We start from the raw sequence: 21,603 nt of genomic DNA, 5'->3' as shown, positions 1-21,603 counted from the left end.
TCTCGGACAAAAGAGATCCGCAATCTCTTGGATAGGATGGCGGACCATGAAGCTGCCCGTGAGTACGGAATGGCTGCTGCACTGCGCCACGTCGCTGGCGCAGCTCAAGCCGGGAGACACCGCCTCGGCGGCGCAGCTCGCCCAGTACTACGACCTGCCGGCGGCCTATCTCGCCAAGCAGTTGCAGGCGCTCGTCAGGGCCGGCGTGCTGAGCGCGACGACGGGCCCGCGAGGCGGGTTCCGCCTCGCCCGGCCGGCCTCCGAGATCACGCTCCTGCAGATCGTGGAGGCGGTCGACGGCACCTCCTCGCCGTACGAATGCCGCGAGATCCGGCAGCAGGGACGGGGGGCGCTGTCCCCGGACGAGTGCCGGAACCCCTGCATCCTCGCCGAGAAGATGGCCGAGGCACATGAAGCCTGGCGGCTCAGCCTCGCGGCCACCTCACTCGCCGAGATCATCGCAGCACTGCCGCCGTCGGCCCCGCCGCGTACCCGGCGCCGCCTCACCGGAGCGCCGTGACCGAGTCGGCCCGCGACCGGACCGTGAGGCGGTCAGGTCACCGTGGCCCGGTGAGGCCGAAGGTATGAACCGGCTTCCACCGGTCGGCCCTGTGGTGCAGGCACTCCATGCGCAGGATCCGGGCCGTGTACGCGGTGTTCACCGGGACCCCCGTCCGAATGGCCGCGGCGAGGATCTCTTCGCGTTGCTCCAGCGCCTCGGCGGTTAGACGCAGAAGGGTCACATGCGGAATCCATCCCGCTTCCTCCAGCGGATGCATCTGGGCGCCGGTGCGCTGAGCGATCGTGTCGACCAGGGTGCGGTGCAACCGCATCCAGCCCGGTGACTCCACCTCCAGGTACAACACCCGTTCGTCATCAGGGAACACGGCCAGGTTCCCAAGACGTACTTCGAAGGGTGCCGTATCAGAGACGATCTCGCTCAGCGGATCCAGGCAGGCGGGATCCTCGGACAGTCCCGCTCCGCCCTTGATCGACAGGTGGGGCGATGACCTCATCGGTCGCCTGGCCCAGGCTGCATGCCGTGCCCGAAAAAGCTCGATGGGCGTGCTGAGGCTGTCGGGCAAAGGCAGTGGGCGATCGACCCCAACCCCGCTCCCCTCGATAACTTCGACGTGTCATTGTTCCCGCAGCACCTGAGCTTCACAGAGTGGATGCGCCGCTGGCTTGAAGGAACTCTGCATCAACCGTGGCTCGTCCAAGACGAGAGGACCGGACAGTGGCGCGGCGCGACCGACGCCGAAACCGCGGCGACCCTGAAACAGAACATGTAGGGCACATTGATCGTTAATACTCCGGCCGCTCTGCCATAGCCCACCGCTTTCGGGACCGGCGTCGAAGCGGTGAGCCCTCGACCAAAGCCAGGTCGAGGGCTCACCGGTAGGGCGCGGGCGGCATGCGCAGGGCGGTTATCAGGTGCCGTCGATCAGGCGGATGGCCAGGTCGGGGCTGAACTGGCCGGCGGGGATCCCGGGACCGATCCCGCAGTCGCCGTCGGAGTCGCCGGGGACCTTGACCCACAGTTCCAGTTCAGCGTCGGCTCCCTCGCGGGGCGGGGTCCCGAGCCTGCGTCCGGCCGGGTTGCACCATTCACCGTTGGAGCCGTTGCCGTTGCGGCTGGTGTCGACCACGAATGTCTTGCCGCCGGGGAGCCCGGCATTGACGGCCTTGGCGTAGGTGACCGACTGTTCGGTGGTGTAGTAGTTCGACACGTTGACCGAGAAGCCGCGTGCGTCCGCGATCCCGGCCGCCTGCAGACGCTGGGCCATGGTGCCGGCGGGAATCCAGTTGGCATTGGCGGCGTCCAAGTAGACCCAGGCGTTCGGCGCCTTCTGCTTGAGCTGCTGCACACCGTATCTCAGCAGGTCGAGCCGGATCTGCCGCTCGGTGTCGTTCGGCAGGCAGTCGAGTTGGGCGACCGCGTCGGGCTCCACCACGACGATCGCCTGGCGACTGCCGATGGCCGTGGCGAACTGCCCGATCCAGGTGCGGTAGGCCTCCGGGCTGCCCGCGCCGCCGCCGGAGTGGCTGCCGCAGTCACGGCCCGGGACGTTGTAGGCCACAAGCATCGGTGTGGCGCCGGCCCGCTCGGCGCCGCCGACGTAGCGGGACACCGCCGCGGTGACGTCGCCGTCCCAGTTGCCGAACCAGCGTGCGATGGGCCGGTCGGCGATGGTCGTCTTGATGCGAGCGGCCCGCGAGTCGCCGGGATGGGCGGCCACCCAGGCCGCCGGGTTGGAGTTCGGGTCGACGTACAGGTTGGCCGCGGCGATCGCCTTGGCCGCGGGTGCGGCGTGGGAGACGGCGCCGGCCTCGGCGGCCTGCGCTCGCTGCCCGGTGAAGTAGGCGCCGGTCAGCGCGGCCGTCGATGCGGTGAACGCGGCGACGGTGGTGATGGTCCATCTACGGAGAGCGGGTAGCACGGGGGTTCCTCCGTTGTCCGGTGTCATGGCGGGGGTCGCCGTCCGCGGGCTCTGATCACCTCCCAGCGGAACATAGGGAAGCGGACGTGTTCAATGCACTTTCTCTGACCGTTTCCCGCAAAGCTACCGACGCGCCGAAATCCGAGTCAAGAGCCCTTTCAAACTTCCATTACCGTCCAACCGCCGGGCATTTCTCCGCCATTGTGAGCGGCCGCAAAGGGGCCGGCCTAATATTCCAGCCGCACGTGGAGATCTCGGTCTGATGGAGGCCGGGACATGAGACGGCCACCGCTGTGATCGTGCGGGTGTGTTGGAACCAGACGATCGGCGGTGGCCGTGCCGCCTTCTGTAGAAGATGTCGACCCGGCCGGGTGGGTTGATGGGTTCGATGAGCTGTTCGCGCAGGTGGCGGCGCCGTTCTTCGGGCGGCGGGAGCCCAGGATGCGGGCCCGGTGATATCTGCTGGGTCTGCTGAGCGGGCTGGAGCGAAAGAACGACTGGTCGCTGGCGGGGTTCGCCGGCGATGCGCGGCCGGACGGGCAGCGGCTGCTCGACCACGCCCGCTGGGATGGACCAGGTGCGGGACGCGCTACGGGCGCGGGTGGCCGAGCGGCTCGGTGACGCCGGCGGGGTGCTGGTGGTGGACGACACCGGGTTTGAGAAGAAGGGGCGCCGCAGCGCAGGGGGTGCAGCGCCAGTACACCGGCACCGCAGGCAAGATCATCAACTCCGGATCGGGTGTTCTGCTCGTATGTCAACCCCGGTCAGCAGCGGGTTCTCATCGATTCACAGAGGTTCGAGTCCCTGACCGAGTCGATAAAGCACGTCCCACTGTGCATCGTCGCCGGTCGGTCGGGGGAAGCCGCCGTTCTGGAATACCAAAGTGAGGTATCCGACCAATGGCATACCGATCTCGCCGACGAAGTGAGCGTCAGCGCATCCGTCGGGAAGGACGATCCCGTACGGGCCGCCTCCGCTGACGTTGGCCTTGTGGAAGTGGTCTGGAGCCACCGGGAGAAGGAAAGGAGTGCGCCGCCCGTCCGCCCGCCGGTCCTCGACCTTCTGCTCGACGTGCTCCCGGATACCTCCGGCGGGCTTGCGCGTACCTTCCACCTCGAAGACAAGAGGATCTGCATCCGCTGAGCTCTGCCACCGGGGGTGGGTGCCGACCAGCCACACGTCGCCGACGATGCGCATCCATGAGGACAGGGTCATCGGCAGCGAACCAAGTCGCTCCTCCAGCCATTGGAGGTAGCTTTCGGCCCCAGGGCCGGGAGGCGCGTAAGGCTCGACCGGGGTCTGATCGTCATTGTTCTCATGAAATCGATGGCCCTGCTCGTCCAGTCGCCCGACGATCATCTCGATGTTTCCGCGGGCACGATGAGCCATCTCGTCGCACACCGCCTGCGCCTCCTCGGCGAGGCCAGGAGTGCGGACCCGATCGCCCAGCTGACGCAACTCGTGCCACACCTGCTCCCGCTCACCGGCGAGGTAGCGGTTCAGCCAGTCCGGGCGTGCACTCATACTGACGTCCTGTCTGTCGCGACGGCATCCCGCGTCATGGCGTGTCCGCAGGATGGAAGACCCGCTGATCATGCCGCGATGGGTCGTGACGGGACGAGTTCCGCCCCTGACTGCCTGCTTACGCACCAGGTCGGCCGGGGGGAGCCTTCCCCCGCCCTCCGAGGCTCCAAGGTCGTCCAGCCTCGCCGTAGGCACCCGCGTTGGCAGCCCGGTGCCGCTCGCCTGCCCTGACCTTCAATTCTGTCCGACCTCCACGGCATCCTTGGCGGGTGATCAGCGAAGACGACCTCGTATTCGAAGCCGTGCGCACGCGAGTGGAGTCGGGTGACCACCTCGACGAGAGATGCGGGCCCCCAGGCATCGACATCGCAGGCGGCGGAGCATTCACCTACGCCGCCGACGGCCGGCTTCAACGGGTGTACTTGCGAGGTACACCCGAGTACACCGCCGCTCATGTCGCTGGTCTATTCGAGCCCCTACCGCCGCTGACCCCCGCTCTGTGCGATGCAGTGGAGGAGTGTGAAGCCCTGTTGGGCCGCTCCCTGCCGTCTCTGCTGCGCCGCTGTTATCTCGAACTCGGCGATGGCGGGTTCGGCCCCGCGAATGGCCTTGAGCCCCTCCGGGTCATGCTTCGCGACTACGAAGAGCAACAGCAGAGCTGGCCCGAAGCGTGGCAGCCCATGGCCAGAGCGCTGCTGCCGATCTGCCACTGGGGATGCGGCATCGCGTCCTACGTTGACCTCACCGACCCGTCCCTCCGGATGTGGGCGATCGACCCGAACCCTGCCCCTGCGGGGCACCATGAGGTTTCTCTGTTCCCGCAACACTTCGGCATCGCCGAGTGGATGCGCCGTTGGGTCGAGGGCACGCTTCACCAACCATGGCTACTCCAAGATCAGAAGACGGGCCGCTGGCGGGGCGCGACTGACGCCGAGACCGGCTCAGCCCTGGAAGCCCGGTAGCAGGCGGGGTGCTCTGGGAAGCTGCGAGCAGCGCTGCGCTGCCAACACAGGTCAGCCAAGGGCGAGCCCATCGGCGCCGGCCGTCATGATGCCCGCGTCCAGGACGAGCGCGGAAGGACGACCAGGATGGCGACGCCTGTTAGCAAAAGGCCCCTCCCGATGACCGGGAGGGGCCTCTGAGCTGGAGCCGCCTATCGGAATCGAACCGATGACCTGTTCATTACGAGTCTCACGAACAAGATCCACACCCGTCCAGCGATGTCCGCTGACCTGCTGGGCTGCCCCTCTCGAACGCTCTTAGGTTCCACCCTCGTCCAGGCCCGTCCAGAGCCGCCGTTAGCACCAGCGTTAGCAAGCTCAAGCACTCGCACCGACCGGTCCGGGGTGCTCGTTCGCGCGAACGACGCGCAATGTGTGACAGACCGTCTCGCGCGAACGAGTGCCCCGGCTCGCAGGGGTCCAGGGGGCGGCGTAGCCCCCTGGTTCGCGCTCGCTCTACCGATCGTCTCGCTGGCCCGCTCGGTCTGTTCACCCTCCCCAAGATCGGCGGATGGCTTGTGGTCATGGGCTACTGTGCCGATCATGGGCACGGACGACTGGTTGACCAACACCCGAATCTCATATGACACAGTCGCAGCCAGCTACGCCGCTCAGGTGCGCGGTGCCATCGCTGGGCATCAGTACCTTCGCGCGGCTCTGGCGCTGTTCGCTGACAGTGTGCGGGCGGCTGGTGGTGGTGTTGTGGCGGATGTCGGCTGCGGCCCCGGCCACGTGACCGCCCACCTACACGAACTCGGTCTGGACGCGTTCGGCATTGACCTTTCACCTGGGATGATCGACGTGGCACGGCGCGATCATCCAGGCCTTCGGTTCGACGTTGGTTCGATGACGGACCCGAATTTTTCGGACGCCTCGGTTGCTGGTCTGCTCGCCTGGCAATCCTTGATCCACATCCCCGATGAACAGGCGCTGACCGTGTTCGGGCACTTCCACCGAGCATTGCGCCCAGGCGGACCGCTTCAACTCCTGTTCCATGTCGGCGACGGGTCTCAGTTGAAAACCGAGGGGTATGGCGGTCAGCCGATGAAGGTCCATGTCCACCGTCGTCAGCCTGACCAGGTGTCGTCCTGGCTACGTGACACCGGATTCGAAGTTGAGGCTCAGATGCTCCTCAGCCCGGGCGAGCATGCTTCACAGGCGTTTGTATTCGCGCGCCGGAGGCTTCACGCGTAAATCCCGCCAAGCAAGGCGGTCGGGCGACGCGGCGCGGCGGGACCGGACGGGACAGGCCGCACGCCCGGCGCGCCGGGGCGGGCGGCCGCCGGCGACGCGGAGCGGCGCCCTTGAAACCGTAGAGAAAGTTCTCATCCGGCGCGTTGGTGCTGGTGGTGACCTTGGAGCTTAGGTGTCTTGGCCGCCGATGGGTGGGCCTTCCGGCCATAGGGCGGTCAGGTCGGTGGGTGTGAGCGGGTCGCGGTAGGACGCTTGGAGGACTTTGCTTCCGGTGGCGGGGTCGGCTTCGGCGAGGTTGGTGAACCAGTCGAATCCGGCCGGGTATGCCCATAGGTAGGAGCGGAGCTGGGGGTTGGCGCCTCGGTGGCTGAGGAGATCGGAGATGGCGGTGTCGGTGGTCCAGGGCATCCGGCGACGGGCGTGCTCGGCCAGGTCGTCGATGGAGGCGCCCTGGTTCAAAGCCAGGTGGAGTTCGGCCCGGACGAGTTGGTTGTAGAGGTCGAACCGGGTCCGCGCGACCAAGGTCTCGTCGTCGGGGGCGATGAACAGTGGGAGCGCCTGGGCCAGTCCCTCCAAGAGGACCTGCTGTGGGGCGTGGACGGACATGACCCGTACCCATGGCACGTCTTCGTCGGCTGCGTGGTCCGACCAGCTGGCGCCCTGGAGGCCGTGGCCGAGGACTTCGTGGAGGGCGAACTGGCGGGCGGCGACCTTGGTGAAGCTCGCGCGGCGGAGGTTCAGCCGTAGCCGGACAGTTCTCAGGGAGCATCGCAAGGCCCAAGCCTCCGAGAGGCTTCTCGTCGGCGACCAGTGGCGGGGCAGCGGTGACGGTCACGTGTTCACGACTGGCTGGGGCGACCCGATCCACCCTGACTCGGTCGGCTGGCTGATGACCAAGACCATCCGGGCCTACAACCAGCCCAAGGACGGGCCTCGGCCGGCCAAGCCGCTCCCCCACGCACGGGTTCATGACCTTCGGCACATCCACGCGACCACGCTCCTCCTGGCGGGCGTGCCCGTACACGTGGTGGCGGCGAGGCTCGGTCATGCGGACCCGGCGATCACGTTGCGGGTCTACGCCCATGTGATCCGGTCTGCTGAGGTAGCGGCGGCCGAGGTGTTCGCTCGGGTCATGGGCGAGGTCGCGTAGACGCTGCTGTTAGCAAGCGTGTTAGCAAAAGGCCCCTCCCGATGACCGGGAGGGGCCTCTGAGCTGGAGCCGCCTATCGGAATCGAACCGATGACCTGTTCATTACGAGTGAACCGCTCTGCCGACTGAGCTAAGGCGGCGTTCGCCGTACGGGACGGCGGGGAGCAGTCTACCGGGTCTTGGACGGTTGGCGTACCTCATTGGCAGACGGTGCCGTCCTTGGGGGGCTCGGCCTTGATCAGGTAGCGGTCGGTGGCCTTGGTGATGCAGGGGTCGGCCTGGAGGTAGGCGGTGTGGCCGTCGCCGTTCAGGGTGAGGAGGACGCCGGACGAGAGCTGCGAGGCCAGGCTCTGCGCCCATTTGTAGGGGGTGGCGGGGTCGCGGGTCGTGCCGATGACCAGGATGGGGGCGGCGCCCTTGGCGGTCACGGCGTGGGGCTGCTGCTTGGTCTGGACGGGCCAGTAGACGCAGGGAAGGCCGCCCCAGACGACGAAGGAGCCGAAGAGCGGGGAGCTCTTCTTGGCCTCGTCGACGTACCTGCCGTAGGCGTCCAGGGTGGGCGGGTTGGGCTTGTCGACGCAGTTGACGGCCATGTTGGCGGCGGTGAGGTTGCTGTAGCTGCCGTCCTTCTTGCGTTCGACCATCTGGTCGGCGAGCGTCATCAGGAGGGTGCCGTCGGACTGCTGCATGGCCTGGACGAAGGCTTGGCGCAGGAGGGGCCAGTACTCCTTCGTGTACAGGGCGGTGGCTATGCCCATCGTGGCCCACGACTCGGTGACCTTGCGGGAGTCCTCCCGGGTGGGGAGCGGGGTCTTGTCGAGCTTGCGGAGGAGCGCGGAGACCTTGCCGATGGCCTGGTCCTCCGTGGTGCCGAGGGGGCAGTCGGAGCGCTTGATGCAGTCGGCGACGAACGAGCGGAACGCGGTCTCGAAGCCCTTGGCCTGTTCGACCAGGGTCTCCGTGGAGGACTCCTTGGGGTCGACGGCACCGTCGAGGACGAGGGCCCGGACCTTCGTGGGGAACTGCTCGGCGTAGAAGGCCCCCAGGTAGGTGCCGTAGGAGGCCCCGTAGTAGGTCATCTTGTCGTCGCCGACCGCGGCGCGGAGGACGTCCATGTCGCGGGCGGCGTTGACGGTGCCGACGTAGGGGAGTTCGGCGGAGGACTTGCTCTGGCACGCCTGGGCGAAGCTCCTGCTCTCGGTGGCCAGGGCGTCGACCTCGCGCCGGTCGTCGGGCGAGGAGTCGGTGCTGAAGTACTTGTCGAGCTGGGGGCCGTCCAGGCACTTGACGGGGTCGCTCGCGCCCACGCCCCTGGGGTCGAACCCGACGAGGTCGAAGCGGTCGCGCAGGTCCTTGCCGAAGCTGGTGGCCGCCTGGCGGAGGAAGTCGACCCCTGATCCGCCCGGCCCGCCCGGGTTGGTGAACAGGGAGCCGATGCGCTCGGACTTGTTCTTGGCGGGCAGCCGGATGAGCGCCAGGCGCAGCCGGCCGTCGGCGGGCTTGGTGTAGTCCAACGGGACGTTGGCCGTGGCGCACTGGAAGCCGCCACCGCAGTTCTTCCAGGCGAGTTTCTGCTTGTAGTAGACGTCGGTGCCCGCCGGCGATCCCGGAGGGGGCGTCTTGGGCGCGGCACTGGGTTGCTCCGCGGCGCTGTTGCACCCGGTCCCGGCCAGCGTCAGCGCCATGGCGATGCCCAGTAGTCTCGTCGCCCGCACGTGGTCGCCCCCGTCCATCGTCGTAGCACGTACGGGCCACGCTACGGGGCGCGAGGGCGAGGAGGCCAGCGGCACCCCGATCACACTCCGTATTGGGTCAGGCTCGCCATGCCGGAGTGCCCGGGAAAGGGCGGGCGGCCCGAAATAGGGGTCCCGTGGGGGCTGTTGCCCCGGACATGGGCACTACACAGCGGACCGGCGTCCGCACCGAGCAGGGCGCCAAGCGGATCAGGGCCTACCTGGGCGGCAGGCTCGTCGCCGACACGACGCGGCCATTGCTCGTCTGGGAGGTCCCCTACTACCCGACGTACTACATCCCTCTGTCCGACGTACGGGCGGAACTGGTCGAGGAGGGGCCGGGCAGGCATTCTCCGAGCCGTGGCGACGCCACCGCGTACACGGTCAAGGTCGACGGCGCTCAGGCCGAGGGGGCCGCGTCGCGCTACGAGGAGTCGCCGGTCGAAGAGCTCCGCGATCTGGTGCGGCTGAAGTGGGACGCGATGGACGCGTGGTTCGAGGAGGACGAGGAGGTGTTCGTCCATCCCCGCGATCCCCACACGCGGGTGGACGTCCTGGCGTCCTCGCGGCACGTGCGCGTCGAGGTCGGCGGGGTGACGGTGGCCGAGTCCGGCAGCCCCCGCCTGCTGTTCGAGACGGGCCTGCCCGTGCGTTACTACCTGCCCAAGCCCCACGTGCGGATGGACCTGCTCCAGCCCTCCGACACGGTCACGCGCTGCCCCTACAAGGGTGAGGCCACCTACTGGTCGGTGCTGGTGAACGGAACGGTGCACGAGGACCTGGCCTGGTCGTACCCGACCCCCTTGCCGGAGAGCGGGCAGGCCGCCGGGCTGGTGTGCTTCTACGACGAGAAGGTCGACGTGTACGTCGACGGTGTCCTGCAGGAAAGGCCCAAGACCCACTTCTGAGGTCCGGAGTCCGCATGACCGGCGTTGATCAGGGCACAGGCCCATCGACAAAAGTCGACATAAGGGGCAATTCCATGGTCATCGCCGGCATCATCGCGGTCTGCGCCGTCCTGCTCGTCCTCGCGTTCCTGGTGCCGAGGCTCTCGCGCCACCCCGAGCGCGGGACCCAGCGCGTGCTGGGCACCGGCTCCCGTGCGGGCGGCAAGGCCCCCGGGTCGATCGGGCGGCTGCTGAGCAAGCCGTTCCGCAGCTCGTCGCGGGCCGTGAGCCGCAGCGGGGCGGCCGGGCGGCGCGCCCGTGGCCGCTCCCCCTTCTAGAACGCGAGGTCAGCGGCCGGCCCGCCGCCTCCGGGACGCGGGCCGGCCGGGAGCGGAAGGTCGTTCTGTTCCTGCCGGACAACGCGGCGACGAGCATTTATCACCAGGCATTACACCGATCGATGGAACATCGTGCGATGGTGTGATGCCTGTCGCTTTTGCCCGGTGTCCCCTTGCGACGACATTCAGGCTACGCGACCGTAGGTTACGGAAGCGTAAGTTGAGTCGCGACGGGAGGCCCGTTGACCATCACGCATCCCACCGGACCTCAGGACCTCGTGTCCGCGGCGGCGCGGGGCCGGAGGCCCGCGAGACCGGCGCGGCGGCTGGCCGCCGCCGCGCGCCGGCTGACCACCCCGCTGCTGCCCGAGGACTACCTCGCCCTGATCAACCCGCTCTGGTCCGCCACCGACCCGCGCGGCCGGGTCGAGGCCGTCCGGCACGAGGCGCCCGGCGCGGTGTCGCTGCTGATCAGGCCCGGTGTCACCTGGCCGGGGCACCGGCCGGGCCAGTGGCTGAAGATCGGCGTGGACATCGACGGCGTGCGGCACTGGCGCACGTTCTCGCTGTCCTCCCCGCCGCGCCCCGACGGCCGGATCACGATCACCGTCAAGGCCGGTCCGGACGGGCTGGTGTCGCGGCACCTGGTCCACGGGATCCGGCCCGGCGCGATCGTCCGGCTGGCACCGCCGGAGGGCGAGTTCACGCTGCCCTCGCCGCCGCCCCCGCGGGTGCTGTTCCTGACGGCCGGGAGCGGCATCACGCCGGTCATGGCCATGCTGCGCGACCCCGCCGTCCGCGCCGCCCTGCCCGACGCCGTCCTGGTGCACTCCGCGCGCACTCCGGACGAGGTCATCTTCGGCGCCGAACTGCGTGCGACGGCCCGGCGGCTGCCGGGCCTGCGGCTGCACGAACGGCACACCGCCACGGAGGGACGTCTCGCGCTCGCCGAGCTCGACGGCCTGTGCCCCGACTGGGCGGAACGCGAGACCTGGGCGTGCGGGCCCGCGGGCCTGCTCGACGCGGTCTCCGCGCACTGGCAGGAGGCCGGGGCGGCCGGACGGCTGCACCTCGAACGCTTCCAGCCCGTGCTGCGGGCGGCCGGGGACGGCACGGGCGGCGGGCGGGTCCGGTTCGCCGCGAGCGGGATCGAGACCGACGCGGGCGCGGACACCCCGCTGCTGGAGGCCGGGGAGAACGCCGGGGCGCTGCTGCCCAGCGGGTGCCGGATGGGCATCTGCCACAGCTGCGTCGGCCGGCTGCGGTCCGGGCGGGTGCGCGACCTGCGCACCGGCCGGACGCACGGCGAGGAGGGCCACCTGGTGCAGACCTGCGTCTCGGCCGCAGCGGGGCCCGTGGAGATCGACCTGTGAACGACCTTCGAGGGGGAGGCGACACCATGACCATCACCGGCCCGTCCACCACGGGCACGTCCACCACCGGCCCGTCCACCACGGGCACGTCCACCAGCGGCACGTCCACCACCGTGGCGCATCTCGGCCCGGCGGACTACGAGGCGATCGGCCGCGAGCTGGACTCCATCCGGGACGAGATCACCGCCGGCCTCGGCGAACGCGACGCGGCCTACATCCATCGGGTCATCCGGTGGCAGCGCGGCCTGGAGATCGGCGGGCGGACGCTGCTGATGGCGTCGTCCCTGCCGCCCGCCTGGCTGGCCGGGACCGCGACGCTGGCCGTCGCCAAGATCCTGGAGAACATGGAGATCGGCCACAACGTCATGCACGGCCAGTGGGACTGGATGCGCGACCCCAAGATCCACTCCACCACCTGGGAGTGGGACAACGTCGCGCCGGCCGAGCAGTGGAAGCACTCCCACAACGTCGTCCATCACACCTACACCAACATCCTCGGCAAGGACAAGGACGTCGGGTACGGCATCCTGCGGGTCTCGCCCGAGCAGCCGTGGCACTGGGTGTACCTGCCGCAGCCCCTGGTCAACGTGCTGCTGGCGATGTTCTTCGAGTACGGCGTCGCGGTGCACGACCTGGAGATCGACAAGGTCCTCGCGGGCCGGAACGACCCGGAGGAGACGCGGGCGAAGCTGCGCGCCATCGGCCGCAAGATCCGCCGCCAGTGGACCAAGGACTACCTGGCGTTCCCCCTGCTGAGCGGGCCGCAGTTCATGAGCACGCTGGCCGCCGGGTTCACCGCGAACGTGATCCGCAACGTCTGGTCGCACGCGGTCATCTTCTGCGGGCACTTCCCCGGTGACGTGGAGGTCTTCACCGAGGACCGGCTCGACGGCGAGACCCGGGGCGAGTGGTACGTCCGGCAGCTGCTGGGCTCGGCCAACATCAGCGGCGGCCCGCTCCTGCACCTGATGACCGGCAACCTCAGCCACCAGATCGAGCACCACCTCTTCCCCGACCTGCCCAGCAACCGGTACGCCGAGATCGCTCCGCGGGTGCGGGCCCTGTGCGAGAAGTACGACCTGCCGTACCACACCGGCCCCCTCGCCAAGCAGGTCGGCAGCACGTGGAAGAAGATCGTCCGGTACGCGTTCCCGGGGCCGCGCCGGTCCGCGCCCCGTCCGCGGACCGCGGCCCGGAAGCCCGCGGCGGCCTGAACGGACCGGCCCCGGCGGGCTCGCCGTTCCTACGCGTCGCCGCCGGGGTCGTGGAACTCGTCGTGCTGCCGCCGCGGCGAGCACACCGAGGCCGACGGGCAGGAGCAGCGTCCCCCGCTGTTGAGCCGGACCGTGACGCTGTCGGAGGGGACGTTGCGGCCGACGACCTGGCCGGGACCGCTGGGCGTCTCCACCCGCGAGCCGAGGGCGGGCATCCGCTCGTGCGCCTTGACGTAGAGCGGGTGCTCGTACTTGAGGCAGCACATCAGGCGGCCGCAGGCCCCGGCGATCCGCAGCGGGTTGACCGGCAGGTCCTGCTCCTTGGCCATGCGCACCGAGACCGGCTCGAAGTCCTTGAGGAACGTGGCGCAGCACAGGTCACGGCCGCAGGGACCGATGCCGCCCTGGAGGCGGGCCTCGTCGCGCGGCCCCACCTGGCGTAGCTCCACGCGGGCCTTGATGTTGCGGGCCAGGTCGCGGACGAGCGCGCGGAAGTCCACCCGGTGGGGCGCGGTGAAGTAGATCTTGAAGACGTTCTCGGTGTCGAGGAAGTCCACGCCGATGACCTTCATCGGCAGCTCGTGCCTGCGGATCAGGCGCTTGGCGATGGTCCGGCCCTCGGCCCGCCGCCGCCGGTTGTCCTCGTCCCGGGCGAGGTGCTCCTCGGTGGCCGGCCCCGCGCAGACCGGCAGCCCGTCGATGTCCTCCGACACCCACTGCGGCGCCCAGACGCACTCGGCGACCTCGGGACCGGCGTCCGTCGGGACCAGCACCTTGTCGCCCACCCGGGGCGAGTGCGAGCCGGGATCGAGGTAGTAGAGGCGCCCGTAGCGGGTGAAACTGACAGCCATCACCATGCCCACGGTTTCGCTCCGTTCGCCCGGTTTGTGGGAACACCTTACGGTGTTCCCACCGGGCTCCGGATCACCAGGCGGCGTCGAGGAAGTCCTCGGCCTGCACCGGCTGCGCGCCGTCGATGTACAGCTTCCCGTCGTTGGCCAGGACGAGCAGGTGGTTACCGGTGTGGTCGGCGTCCAGCCGGGTCGGCCTGCCGTTCGCCGGCTGCTTCCACAGCACCCGGGGGCGGCTGCTGCCGATCGTGTACGTCTGCACGGCGATGTCCCCGCCCTGGGGCGCGCTCGCCACGACCGTGCGGCCGTCCGGGCCCAGCACCGCGGACACGCTGCCCGGCGGCAGCACCAGCACCGGCCTGCTGACCTTCAGGTCCCCGGCGGGCGCGGACGTCTCCAGCGCCCTGACCTGGCGGACGGTACGGCCGTTCACCTTCTTGACCGGCGCCCACACGAACGACAGCGTCGAACCGGCCCAGGACAGGCTGCTCACCCGCGCCGGCACCGAGGCCGTCCACACCTTGTGCTGGGCCGTGCCGATGGAGAACACGTCCAGCCGGCCGATCGCGCCGGGCTGGTACGTCACGTACGCGATCTTGTCGCCGTCCGCGGTGACGGCCATGTCGGACCAGGCCGTCGAGGCACCGGGAACGGTGGCCCCGTGCACCGGCGACAGCTCGGAGGGCCGGCCGTCGTCCTTCAGCCGCAGCCGCTGGAAGCCGACCTTGCCGGACGCGAACGCGGAGACGATGTACTCCTTCTCGCCGGCCGCCGCCACCCGCTGGAAGCGCTGCGACTGCGGGGCCGCCACGGGCAGGCCCACATCACGCCCGGTACGAACGTCCCGGACGACCAGGGCGGTGCCGTTCTTGCGGATGCCGACCACGTACCGCGGGGCGCGGTCCTGCTCGGCCGCGGGCTTGGCGGAACGTTCCTTCTTGCTCGCCCGCTGCTGGTCATGGACCAGGTCCACGCCACCGCCGATCGCCAGGGCCACGAACGAGGCGACGCCCAGGGGGACCAGGCCCCGCCAGGCAGTAGCGAGCCGTCCCGCCGGGGACCGGCCCCGGTCCTTGTGCTTGCCGTCCATAGGGGTAACGCCGCACCCGCCCTTCCCGATCCTGCCCCGTTCATCGACCATCGTTCCCATCTTGCGGTGCCACCGGCTCGAAGCGAAACGGCTCGTTCCCCCGGCCGCCCGCTTCGCCGGCCCGCGCGCGAAACCCTAGCCCAGCTCGGGGAGCACGGTGAGCAGACGCTCATTTGCGTCCCGCTCCGGCCCGCTCACCCCGCCCCGGACGGTGCCACGTGCACCAGCGGTCGGAATGTCGGAGACGTGATCCAAGATCTTCTCCGTCGCCGGACGGTCACGAGGAGCGAGAGGGTGAGCGGTATGCGCTGGAGCGGAGTTGCGGGCGGCTACGAGGTCGCGGTCCGAGGGCAGGGCGGGGATGAACCCGCCGTCGCCTGCCGGAAGGCCGGGGGCAAGGAACTGGCCAAGGTCCCGGCCAAGGTGAAGAAGGATCCGGCCGTGGTGAGCCTGGCGGAACTGTGCGAACGTCTCGCCGAGCACGGCCGGACCGTGCGCCGACAGGTCGAGGACTGGATGCTGCGTTCGCTGCCCGTCCCGGTGGGCGTGTTGCACGCGGTGTGGGAGGACCCGGCCTGGAGGCACGCGCTCACCGATCTGGTCGTCGCCCCGGTGCGCGACGGTACGCCGGATCTGGAACGCTGCGGGGTGTTGCGGGACCTGGACGCGTCAAGGGGCGTTCAGGTGGTGCCGCTGGATGGCGACGCCGTGTGGTCGGACGCCGGCACGTTCGCCATCCCCCATCCCGTCCTGCTGGGGGACCGCCTGGACGATTGGCTCCGGCGCGGCGCCATGCTGCGTTCGGACCAGGCCGTCGAGCAGCTGCGGCGGGACCGGTGGTCACGCCCGGCGGGGATGGACCGGACGATCGGCGTCATCGACGCGTTCTGGTTCACCGAGGCCCGATGGGACAACGGTGGCGCGTTCGAACGCCGGGTCATCGAGCTGGGCGGGCGCGTCCGCGGCGAGGCCGCGCGGTTCACCGTGCACGACCCCGAACCGCTCGGCGTCGAGCTGGAGGTCAAGTACAGCGGGCCCATGAGCCCCGCCTATCTCGGGACCCTGACCTTCGCCAACGGCGAGGCGGAGATCGGCGAGATCGCCTGGTCGGAGGCGACGCGCATTCTGATGTCGCTGTTCGAGGGCCGCACCGTGGAGGACGACGGCACGCGGGTGCTCGGCACCGCCGAGGTGTACGCCGACTACTGCGACCGCCACCGCGGCGAACCGGGGGTGCTCCGGCCGTCGCGCGGCCGGACGCCGTCGCGCGAGGTGCTGTCGCGCGCGGGCGCCGTGCTTCCAGGGCCACCGGCCTCGGCGGACGAGGACGTTATGGTCGCCGCGTCCTTCACGCATCCTGCGCTCGACGAGCCGGTCGTCTCGCTGGTCCGGCGCGCGGCGGTGGCGGCCGAACGCGCGTCGATGGCGTTGCAGGGCCTTGTCGCGGCGGGAGAGAGCACTCTCGGGGCGGTCCATGCGGGCCCGCTGGGGTTCGTCGCGGCGGCGCTGAACCGTTATCCGGCCCATCGGAACCGCATCGTGGCGCTGCAGCCGGTCCTGCACGCGGCCCGCAAGACCGCGGCGGGCAAGCCGGGACTGGCGCGCAACACCCTGCAAGCCCCCGCCGACGACCTGGCCGCTCACGCCCCCGAGCTGCTTCCGCTGTTCTTCGAAGAATGCGCGCGCATGATGGCCGCCGCGGGCAGCACGAAGTACGCCGCCGCCTATTTCGAGAAGGCCAGGGCCGCCGAATCCGACCATGCGCTTCCGGTCGACGAGGCCGAACTGGTCGCCGCCTACGTCGCCGCCGGTTCAGGGGCCGTCGGGTCGGCCACTCTCAAGCGGCATGCCGACCGCCTCGCCAAGCGGCACTCCCCTGACGACGCCTGCCGCTGGCAGCGCCGGTTGCTCACCGAGTGGTGCGAGGCGGGCGAGGACGACGCGCTCATCCTGGCCGCCGGCTGGGCCCGCGCCGCACGTGCCGCCAAGTGGAAGCCCGGTGAACGAGCGGCCCCCGCGGAGCGTGCCGCCGACGAACGCGCCGTCCGGGCGCTGCTCGGCCACGGCTGCCTGCGGACGGCCCCGGCCGCGATCTGGACGTTCATCCGCCCGCTGCTGTTCCGCATGGCCCGGGGGGACGCCGGTGTCCGCGATCGCCTGGTCGAGTCGCTTCCCGAGCCCGCGGACGACGGCCCCGAGGCGAAGGCCGCCGCGGTGTCAGTGCTCATCGCCAACCTCGACGGGGCCGGTGCGAAGGCGCCGTTCACCTCCGGCACCAGGCTGAGCGGCACGCGGGTCCGGGACTGGGTGGGCCGCTTCATGAACCTGTACGCCGGTCTCGCGCTGCCGGTCACCGGCCTGGCGGACCTGCTGCGGGACGCCGGGGCGCGGTTGACCGCCGAGGGGCTGACCTGCGACGGCCACACCGCCCTGCTCGGACCGGACGACAACAGTGTGAGCTTCTACATGGGCGAGCTGCTGGAGGAGCACACCGACTACCGCTTCCCCCTGCTGGAACTGGCACTCCGCTGCGGGCTCCCCCTCGCCCCGCCCCGGAACCTGCACACGTTCAAGCTGCATCACTGGCTCGAGACCGCCGAGCGTCCCGACCTGACCGCCACGGCCGCCGACCCGCACTGGGGCCCGCTGCTGCGCGGCGCGGTGATCGGGAACGTCACGGTCCCGCTGTCGCTCGGCCCGCCCGCCCATGAGCTGCAGATCCGTCCCGCCACGGTGAAGAACCTGGTCGAGGCGCCGGGCACGCGTGAGATCGTGGCGGACATCCTCGCCGGGCACGCCGAGCGGGTCCCCGGCCAGGGACTGCCGGACGTGCACGCGGCGCTGTGCGACGTCGAACGGTTCACCGTGGCCGGCGTTCCCGAAGCCGCCAGGGAGAGCGTCCGTGCCATCGTGGCCGAGGCCGATCCGGTGCGGCCCCTCGCGGCGACGCTGCGCGGCGGGGTCCTCAACGAACTCGACCTTGAGGCCCTGTCCCGATACGAGCGCTATACCGCCCACGGATATATGGAGGAGAGCGGAACGGACCTGCTGGTGATCGAGGCGGGACGGCTGTGGGGTGATGCTTTCAGGGCCTCGGCCGTGACGCCTGAGGGGGTCGGCCCCTGCCAGACGTTCGGGAACTACGACGATTTCAACGAGACGGCTCACAAGAAGGCCGAGGCACGCGAACTCTACGACCGCTGCCTGATCGTCGTGGACGGACGCGTCACCGTACTCGACCACGGCGGCCCGCACTGCCCGCATGGCGGCTCCCACCCCAACGCGCCCTCCGTCCGTCCCGTCGACGGTGAGCAGGTGCGTTTCCCCGGCGCCGGATCGGCCGCGACCGTGTGGCGCGGCGAGGGCCGCCTGATCGAACTGCGCGACGCCACGGGCCGGACGATCGGCCGCTACGTGCGCGGCTCCGGCTGGGTGCCCGAACACGACAGGGCGGATCCCGCCCGCATCCACTTCCATCGCTACGCGTCCGGGTTCGGCCTGGTGCCACCGCCCGGATGGTGGAGCAGGATGACGCCCCGCGATCCGGAAGGGTCCCGCGCCCTGCGTCGCGTCGACGACGAGTCCGCGCGGCTGCTGCTGGAGGCCGCCGACGCCTCGCTGGCCGCCCGCATCATGAAGATGACGGCCCAGGACGCGGACTGGCAGGAACGGTACGCCTGCTTCGACGAGCTGAAGGCCCGGCTCGGCACGCTGCTGCCCGAGGTCACCGACGAGACCCTCCGGATCGGCGTGACCTCCATCGTCTGGACCGCCGTCGAATGCCGGGAACGCGTGTTCGCGCTGGCCCGGCGTCTCGGCCTGGCTCCCCCGCCCCATCTGCCGCCCGCCCCGGCCACCGCCGTGGTGGTGGTCGCGGAGACACCGAAGCCCCGAGAATCGAAACTCGGGTTCCTCGATTCCGAGCCCGAGCGGATACAGGCCCGTTCCACCCGGGCGCTCGTGGGCGCGCGCCTGGTGCGGCTCGCCAAGGAGACCGTGCCCGAGCACGGGTCCGCCCGTCCAGGCGCGGGCGGCCTCGACAGCGGCGCCATCGCGGGGGTCGAGGAGCGGCTGGGCCGCCTGGGCGCCTCGGTGCTGCGCACGGCCTGGGCCACCGGCACGGAGCGCGACCGCCGCCGCAAGGAACTGCTCGACCTCGCATCGGTCCCCGAGCTCATCCGCACCGACGGGACCTGGCAGGTCGCGCGCATCTGCCCGCACGTCGAAGCAGGCAGGCCGTACGCGGGTTTCGGGGCCGTCGCCATCATCGGCATCGGCCCGGCGGAGGAGTCCGACGTGGGCTGGGCCCGCGTCTCCACGGCCCTCCTCCACACCCCGGACGGCCCCGATCCGTTGATCTTCAGCCGCAACCGGGTCCAGGAGGTACGGATCTGCCGCGGCTGGGGCGATCCGGACCGGCTCCGCGCGGCGGCGGACCTCATCGGCCGCAACGGGCCGCCGGCACTGGGCCGGCAGGCCGTGATCGCCGCGTTCGCCGAGGCCACGGGTCTGTCGACCGCGCAGGCCATCGTGCTGCTGTCCCCGTCCGCGCGCGGCGTCGCGTGGCCGCTCGGCTGGGCGCCGGGACGCGTCACCCCGCTCCACCCCGACGACGCCGAGCTCGTACGCGCGCACAACCTGACGCGGACCGAACTGAAGGCCGCGGCCCTCACCCTGCAGGCGATGGCGGACTCCGGTGAGGCGATCGACCTCGTGGAGGCGCTGATGCCCGACGACCCCGCGGACCTGTGGCGGTCCGGCCCCGACGTGGAACGCGCGATCTCCCGGTGGTCCGGCCGCCACCCCAGGCTCACCCCGCTGGCAAGCGAGCTGTGGGTCACGCTCACCTCCGGACTGGACGAACGCGATCTTCCCCTGCTCTCCTGCGTGACGGCTCTGCTCGGCGAACGCCTGCCCGAACGTCCCGCGGCGCATCCGGGACGGTTCGGCGAGGCGGCCCGGCTGCTGGCCGACGGCCTGCCCCCGGATCACCCCGCGCGGGACACCGTCGCGGCACGGCTCAGGGACCTGCACGCCGCCTGCACCGCGCCGCGCACCCGGGCGCTCATCGCCACCGGCGTCGCCTCGGTGGACGCCCTCGAACAGGCCGTCGGGTCGCTCGCCGTCCACCTGCCCGACCATGGCGAACTGGCGATCTCGGACCTGCTGACGCTGGCCCCCGGCGGCGACGGCTACCGCGTGCGGCTCCACCCGTCGCGGCTGACCGGCCCCGACGACCCGAGGCTGGAACGCCTCGGGACGGCGCTGGCGCGCAGCGGCGCGGCGAACGTCCAGTCCGTGCTGTCCGATCTGCGCTTCCTGCTCTCCGACGCGTGCGCGCAGGCCACGGACCCGTCCGACGCCGCGACGCTGACCTGACCCGACCTGCCGGAAACCATCACCGGCGGCCCGAGCTCCGCGCCGCGGCGCCCCACGGCGCGGAGCTCAGCCCGCGGACGCGAGCGCGGCGCGGGCGGCCTCGACCGTCCGGGACCGGTACCCCGCTCCGAACAGCGCCACGTGCACCAGCAGCGGATGCAGCTGGTGCAGCGGGACGCGCTCCCGCCAGCCGTCCGCGAGGGCCGCGGCCTCGTCGTAGGCGGCGACGACGCGGTCCAGGTGCGGGGCCCCGAACAGCGCCAGCATGGCCAGATCGGTCTCCCGGTGCCCGCCGTGGGCGGCCGGATCGATCACCATGGCGCGGCCGTCCGTCCACAGGACGTTGCCGGACCACAGGTCGCCGTGGACGCGGGCGGGCGGCTCCGGCGGGCCCGCCAGGGCGTCGATCCCCTCGATGACGCGCTCGACCAGCCGCACGCCGTCCGGTCCCAGATCGGACGCGCCGCGGCGCAGGAACGGCGCCAGGCGCCGCTCGGCGTACCAGCCCGGCCACGCACCCTCCACGAGGGTGTTGTCGAGCGGGAGATCGGCGATGAAGCCCTCCCAGGACGCGCCGTAGGCGGCCGGGGGCGAGGCCGCGTGCATCGCCGCCAGCTCGCGCCCGAACCGCTCGGCGGCCCGCGCGGTGGGGGCGGCTGTGGGCAACCACGGCAGGACCAGCATGTGCTCGTCGGCGGCGACGACCTCCGGAACGGGCGGTTCCGCCCCGCCTCCGGCGGCGAGCCAGCGCAGCCCCGCCGCCTCCGCCGCGAACACGCCCGCCTGGTCGGGGGCGGCCTTGACGAACAGCTCGCCGCCGCCGTCCAGGGACACGCGGTGCAGCGTCCAGGCATGGCTGGACCCGAGATCGGCGATCGACGCGACCCGCGCGCCGTCGCCGAGCAGTTCCTCGACGCGTTCCCGGCGGAGCGCGGCCATCCTCACGCCTCCCGGAGGGCCGCGCGCACCTCGTCCAGCAGGCCCGGTATGGCCGCCTCGACCAGCCTGAGGACCTCGTCGAAGTCCGCCACGCCGCCGTAGTAGGGGTCGGGGACGTCCAGGTCGCCGTCGCCCGCCGCGGGGTCGAACTCCCGCAGCAGCCGGATCCGGTGCCGGGCGCCGGCGTCGGGGGCCAGCGAGCGCAGTGCCCGCGCGTGCCCCTCGTCCAGCGCGACGATCAGGTCGTAGGCGGCGAACCAGCCCTCCTCGAACCGCCGCGCGATGTGCGCCGAACGGTACCCGGCCCGCCGGAGGGCCTCGACCGTGCGGGGATCGGCGCCGTCGCCGACATGCCAGCCGCCCGTGCCGGAGCTGTCGACCTCGACGTCCAGGCCCTCCTCCTCCACGTGGTGGCGCAGGATCCACTCGGCCATCGGCGAACGGCAGATGTTGCCCGTGCAGACGAACGTGACGCGGTACGGCATGCCC

At 70.8% G+C, this 21,603-nt stretch carries 18 protein-coding genes, 1 tRNA gene and 1 pseudogene; 10 read left to right on the top strand and 10 right to left on the bottom strand.

From position 1 onward, the window contains the following. Positions 1-46 precede the first annotated feature (46 nt). On the top strand, positions 47-520 hold the full coding sequence (locus IW256_RS01435) for an RrF2 family transcriptional regulator (protein ID WP_197009218.1): 474 nt from the start codon (positions 47-49) through the stop codon (positions 518-520). A gap of 37 nt (positions 521-557) precedes the next feature. Here IW256_RS01435 and IW256_RS01430 read toward each other — a convergent pair whose 3' ends face one another. Both IW256_RS01430 and IW256_RS01425 read right to left on the bottom strand, forming a co-directional pair. Then, on the bottom strand, positions 558-1,085 hold the full coding sequence (locus IW256_RS01430) for a 2'-5' RNA ligase family protein (RefSeq protein ID WP_197009217.1): 528 nt from the start codon (positions 1,083-1,085) through the stop codon (positions 558-560). A gap of 345 nt (positions 1,086-1,430) precedes the next feature. Continuing rightward, positions 1,431-2,441 carry a glycoside hydrolase family 6 protein gene (locus IW256_RS01425; protein ID WP_307828692.1) on the bottom strand — a complete coding sequence of 337 codons (1,011 nt, stop codon included), beginning with the start codon at positions 2,439-2,441 and terminating at the stop codon, positions 1,431-1,433. Positions 2,442-2,900: 459 nt separating this feature from the next. On the opposite strand from IW256_RS01425, the pseudogene IW256_RS40720 reads away from it, so the two are divergent. Continuing rightward, positions 2,901-3,190: pseudogene (locus tag IW256_RS40720) on the top strand (transposase); the annotation flags it as partial. A gap of 37 nt (positions 3,191-3,227) precedes the next feature. On the opposite strand, the gene IW256_RS01415 reads toward IW256_RS40720, so the two are convergent. Continuing rightward, entirely contained in the window at positions 3,228-3,965 is a 738-nt protein-coding gene (locus tag IW256_RS01415; protein WP_197009214.1) for a hypothetical protein, read from the bottom strand. A gap of 269 nt (positions 3,966-4,234) precedes the next feature. On the opposite strand from IW256_RS01415, the gene IW256_RS01410 reads away from it, so the two are divergent. Both IW256_RS01410 and IW256_RS01405 read left to right on the top strand, forming a co-directional pair. Beyond that, the gene (locus tag IW256_RS01410; protein ID WP_197009213.1) at positions 4,235-4,927 is read left to right on the top strand and encodes an SMI1/KNR4 family protein; all 693 of its coding nucleotides are present in this window, start codon (positions 4,235-4,237) and stop codon (positions 4,925-4,927) included. A 582-nt stretch (positions 4,928-5,509) separates the two neighbouring features. Beyond that, positions 5,510-6,160 carry a class I SAM-dependent methyltransferase gene (locus IW256_RS01405; RefSeq protein WP_197009212.1) on the top strand — a complete coding sequence of 217 codons (651 nt, stop codon included), beginning with the start codon at positions 5,510-5,512 and terminating at the stop codon, positions 6,158-6,160. Positions 6,161-6,328: 168 nt separating this feature from the next. Here IW256_RS01405 and IW256_RS01400 read toward each other — a convergent pair whose 3' ends face one another. Continuing rightward, positions 6,329-6,934, bottom strand: a complete 606-nt coding sequence (locus IW256_RS01400; protein WP_197016845.1) for a hypothetical protein — start codon at positions 6,932-6,934, stop codon at positions 6,329-6,331. Between the two features lie 61 nt (positions 6,935-6,995). On the opposite strand from IW256_RS01400, the gene IW256_RS01395 reads away from it, so the two are divergent. After that, positions 6,996-7,310 (top strand): tyrosine-type recombinase/integrase, encoded by a 315-nt coding sequence (locus tag IW256_RS01395; RefSeq protein WP_420535379.1) that lies wholly within the window; start codon positions 6,996-6,998, stop codon positions 7,308-7,310. 64 nt (positions 7,311-7,374) lie between these two features. Here IW256_RS01395 and IW256_RS01390 read toward each other — a convergent pair. Together IW256_RS01390 and IW256_RS01385 are read right to left on the bottom strand one after the other, a co-directional pair. After that, positions 7,375-7,450 (bottom strand) — tRNA-Thr (locus IW256_RS01390). Between the two features lie 57 nt (positions 7,451-7,507). Then, a complete protein-coding gene (locus IW256_RS01385) occupies positions 7,508-9,043 on the bottom strand; it encodes an alpha/beta hydrolase (RefSeq protein WP_231403600.1) in 1,536 nt (511 codons plus the stop codon). A gap of 158 nt (positions 9,044-9,201) precedes the next feature. On the opposite strand from IW256_RS01385, the gene IW256_RS01380 reads away from it, so the two are divergent. The 4 genes from IW256_RS01380 to IW256_RS01365 all read left to right on the top strand — a co-directional run bounded on the left by IW256_RS01380 (position 9,202) and on the right by IW256_RS01365 (position 12,855). After that, positions 9,202-9,951 carry a DUF427 domain-containing protein gene (locus IW256_RS01380; protein ID WP_197009211.1) on the top strand — a complete coding sequence of 250 codons (750 nt, stop codon included), beginning with the start codon at positions 9,202-9,204 and terminating at the stop codon, positions 9,949-9,951. Positions 9,952-10,025: 74 nt separating this feature from the next. Next, positions 10,026-10,268: a DUF6411 family protein gene (locus IW256_RS01375; RefSeq protein ID WP_197009210.1), complete on the top strand. Its 243-nt coding sequence runs from the start codon at positions 10,026-10,028 to the stop codon at positions 10,266-10,268. A 242-nt stretch (positions 10,269-10,510) separates the two neighbouring features. Next, positions 10,511-11,641 carry a ferredoxin reductase gene (locus IW256_RS01370; protein ID WP_231403599.1) on the top strand — a complete coding sequence of 377 codons (1,131 nt, stop codon included), beginning with the start codon at positions 10,511-10,513 and terminating at the stop codon, positions 11,639-11,641. 26 nt (positions 11,642-11,667) lie between these two features. After that, on the top strand, positions 11,668-12,855 hold the full coding sequence (locus IW256_RS01365) for a fatty acid desaturase family protein (protein WP_197009209.1): 1,188 nt from the start codon (positions 11,668-11,670) through the stop codon (positions 12,853-12,855). A gap of 29 nt (positions 12,856-12,884) precedes the next feature. Here the strand turns inward: IW256_RS01365 and IW256_RS01360 are convergent, their stop codons facing one another. Further along, complete coding sequence (locus tag IW256_RS01360) at positions 12,885-13,712, bottom strand: PSP1 domain-containing protein (protein WP_197009208.1); 828 nt, start codon at positions 13,710-13,712, stop codon at positions 12,885-12,887. A gap of 67 nt (positions 13,713-13,779) precedes the next feature. After that, positions 13,780-14,847 (bottom strand): hypothetical protein, encoded by a 1,068-nt coding sequence (locus tag IW256_RS01355; protein WP_231403598.1) that lies wholly within the window; start codon positions 14,845-14,847, stop codon positions 13,780-13,782. 252 nt (positions 14,848-15,099) lie between these two features. Here IW256_RS01355 and IW256_RS01350 point away from each other — a divergent pair, with 252 nt between their 5' ends. Next, positions 15,100-20,175: a DUF4132 domain-containing protein gene (locus IW256_RS01350; RefSeq protein WP_231404184.1), complete on the top strand. Its 5,076-nt coding sequence runs from the start codon at positions 15,100-15,102 to the stop codon at positions 20,173-20,175. A gap of 66 nt (positions 20,176-20,241) precedes the next feature. On the opposite strand, the gene IW256_RS01345 is transcribed toward IW256_RS01350, so the two are convergent. Both IW256_RS01345 and IW256_RS01340 read right to left on the bottom strand, forming a co-directional pair. Then, the gene (locus IW256_RS01345) at positions 20,242-21,114 is read right to left on the bottom strand and encodes a fructosamine kinase family protein (protein WP_197009206.1); all 873 of its coding nucleotides are present in this window, start codon (positions 21,112-21,114) and stop codon (positions 20,242-20,244) included. 2 nt (positions 21,115-21,116) lie between these two features. Then, positions 21,117-21,599 carry a low molecular weight protein-tyrosine-phosphatase gene (locus IW256_RS01340; RefSeq protein ID WP_197009205.1) on the bottom strand — a complete coding sequence of 161 codons (483 nt, stop codon included), beginning with the start codon at positions 21,597-21,599 and terminating at the stop codon, positions 21,117-21,119. Between the last annotated feature and the right edge of the window lie 4 nt (positions 21,600-21,603).

Origin of the sequence: Actinomadura viridis (assembly GCF_015751755.1) — a bacterium.
GTDB classification, from domain to species: domain Bacteria; phylum Actinomycetota; class Actinomycetes; order Streptosporangiales; family Streptosporangiaceae; genus Spirillospora; species Spirillospora viridis.
This window is presented reverse-complemented; position numbering and strand designations above follow the sequence as displayed.

Bases quoted from the DNA above. Each gene is read 5' to 3' on its own strand.
- IW256_RS01405 (WP_197009212.1), top strand. From the start codon at position 5,510: ATGGGCACGGACGACTGGTTGACCAACACCCGAATCTCATATGACACA.
- IW256_RS01380 (WP_197009211.1), top strand. From the start codon at position 9,202: ATGGGCACTACACAGCGGACCGGCGTCCGCACCGAGCAGGGCGCCAAG.
- IW256_RS01345 (WP_197009206.1), bottom strand. From the start codon at position 21,114: ATGGCCGCGCTCCGCCGGGAACGCGTCGAGGAACTGCTCGGCGACGGC.
- IW256_RS01375 (WP_197009210.1), top strand. From the start codon at position 10,026: ATGGTCATCGCCGGCATCATCGCGGTCTGCGCCGTCCTGCTCGTCCTC.
- IW256_RS01415 (WP_197009214.1), bottom strand. From the start codon at position 3,965: ATGAGTGCACGCCCGGACTGGCTGAACCGCTACCTCGCCGGTGAGCGG.
- IW256_RS01340 (WP_197009205.1), bottom strand. From the start codon at position 21,599: ATGCCGTACCGCGTCACGTTCGTCTGCACGGGCAACATCTGCCGTTCG.
- IW256_RS01385 (WP_231403600.1), bottom strand. From the start codon at position 9,043: ATGGACGGGGGCGACCACGTGCGGGCGACGAGACTACTGGGCATCGCC.
- IW256_RS01355 (WP_231403598.1), bottom strand. From the start codon at position 14,847: ATGGTCGATGAACGGGGCAGGATCGGGAAGGGCGGGTGCGGCGTTACC.
- IW256_RS01435 (WP_197009218.1), top strand. From the start codon at position 47: ATGAAGCTGCCCGTGAGTACGGAATGGCTGCTGCACTGCGCCACGTCG.
- IW256_RS01350 (WP_231404184.1), top strand. From the start codon at position 15,100: ATGCGCTGGAGCGGAGTTGCGGGCGGCTACGAGGTCGCGGTCCGAGGG.
- IW256_RS01360 (WP_197009208.1), bottom strand. From the start codon at position 13,712: ATGGTGATGGCTGTCAGTTTCACCCGCTACGGGCGCCTCTACTACCTC.
- IW256_RS01365 (WP_197009209.1), top strand. From the start codon at position 11,668: ATGACCATCACCGGCCCGTCCACCACGGGCACGTCCACCACCGGCCCG.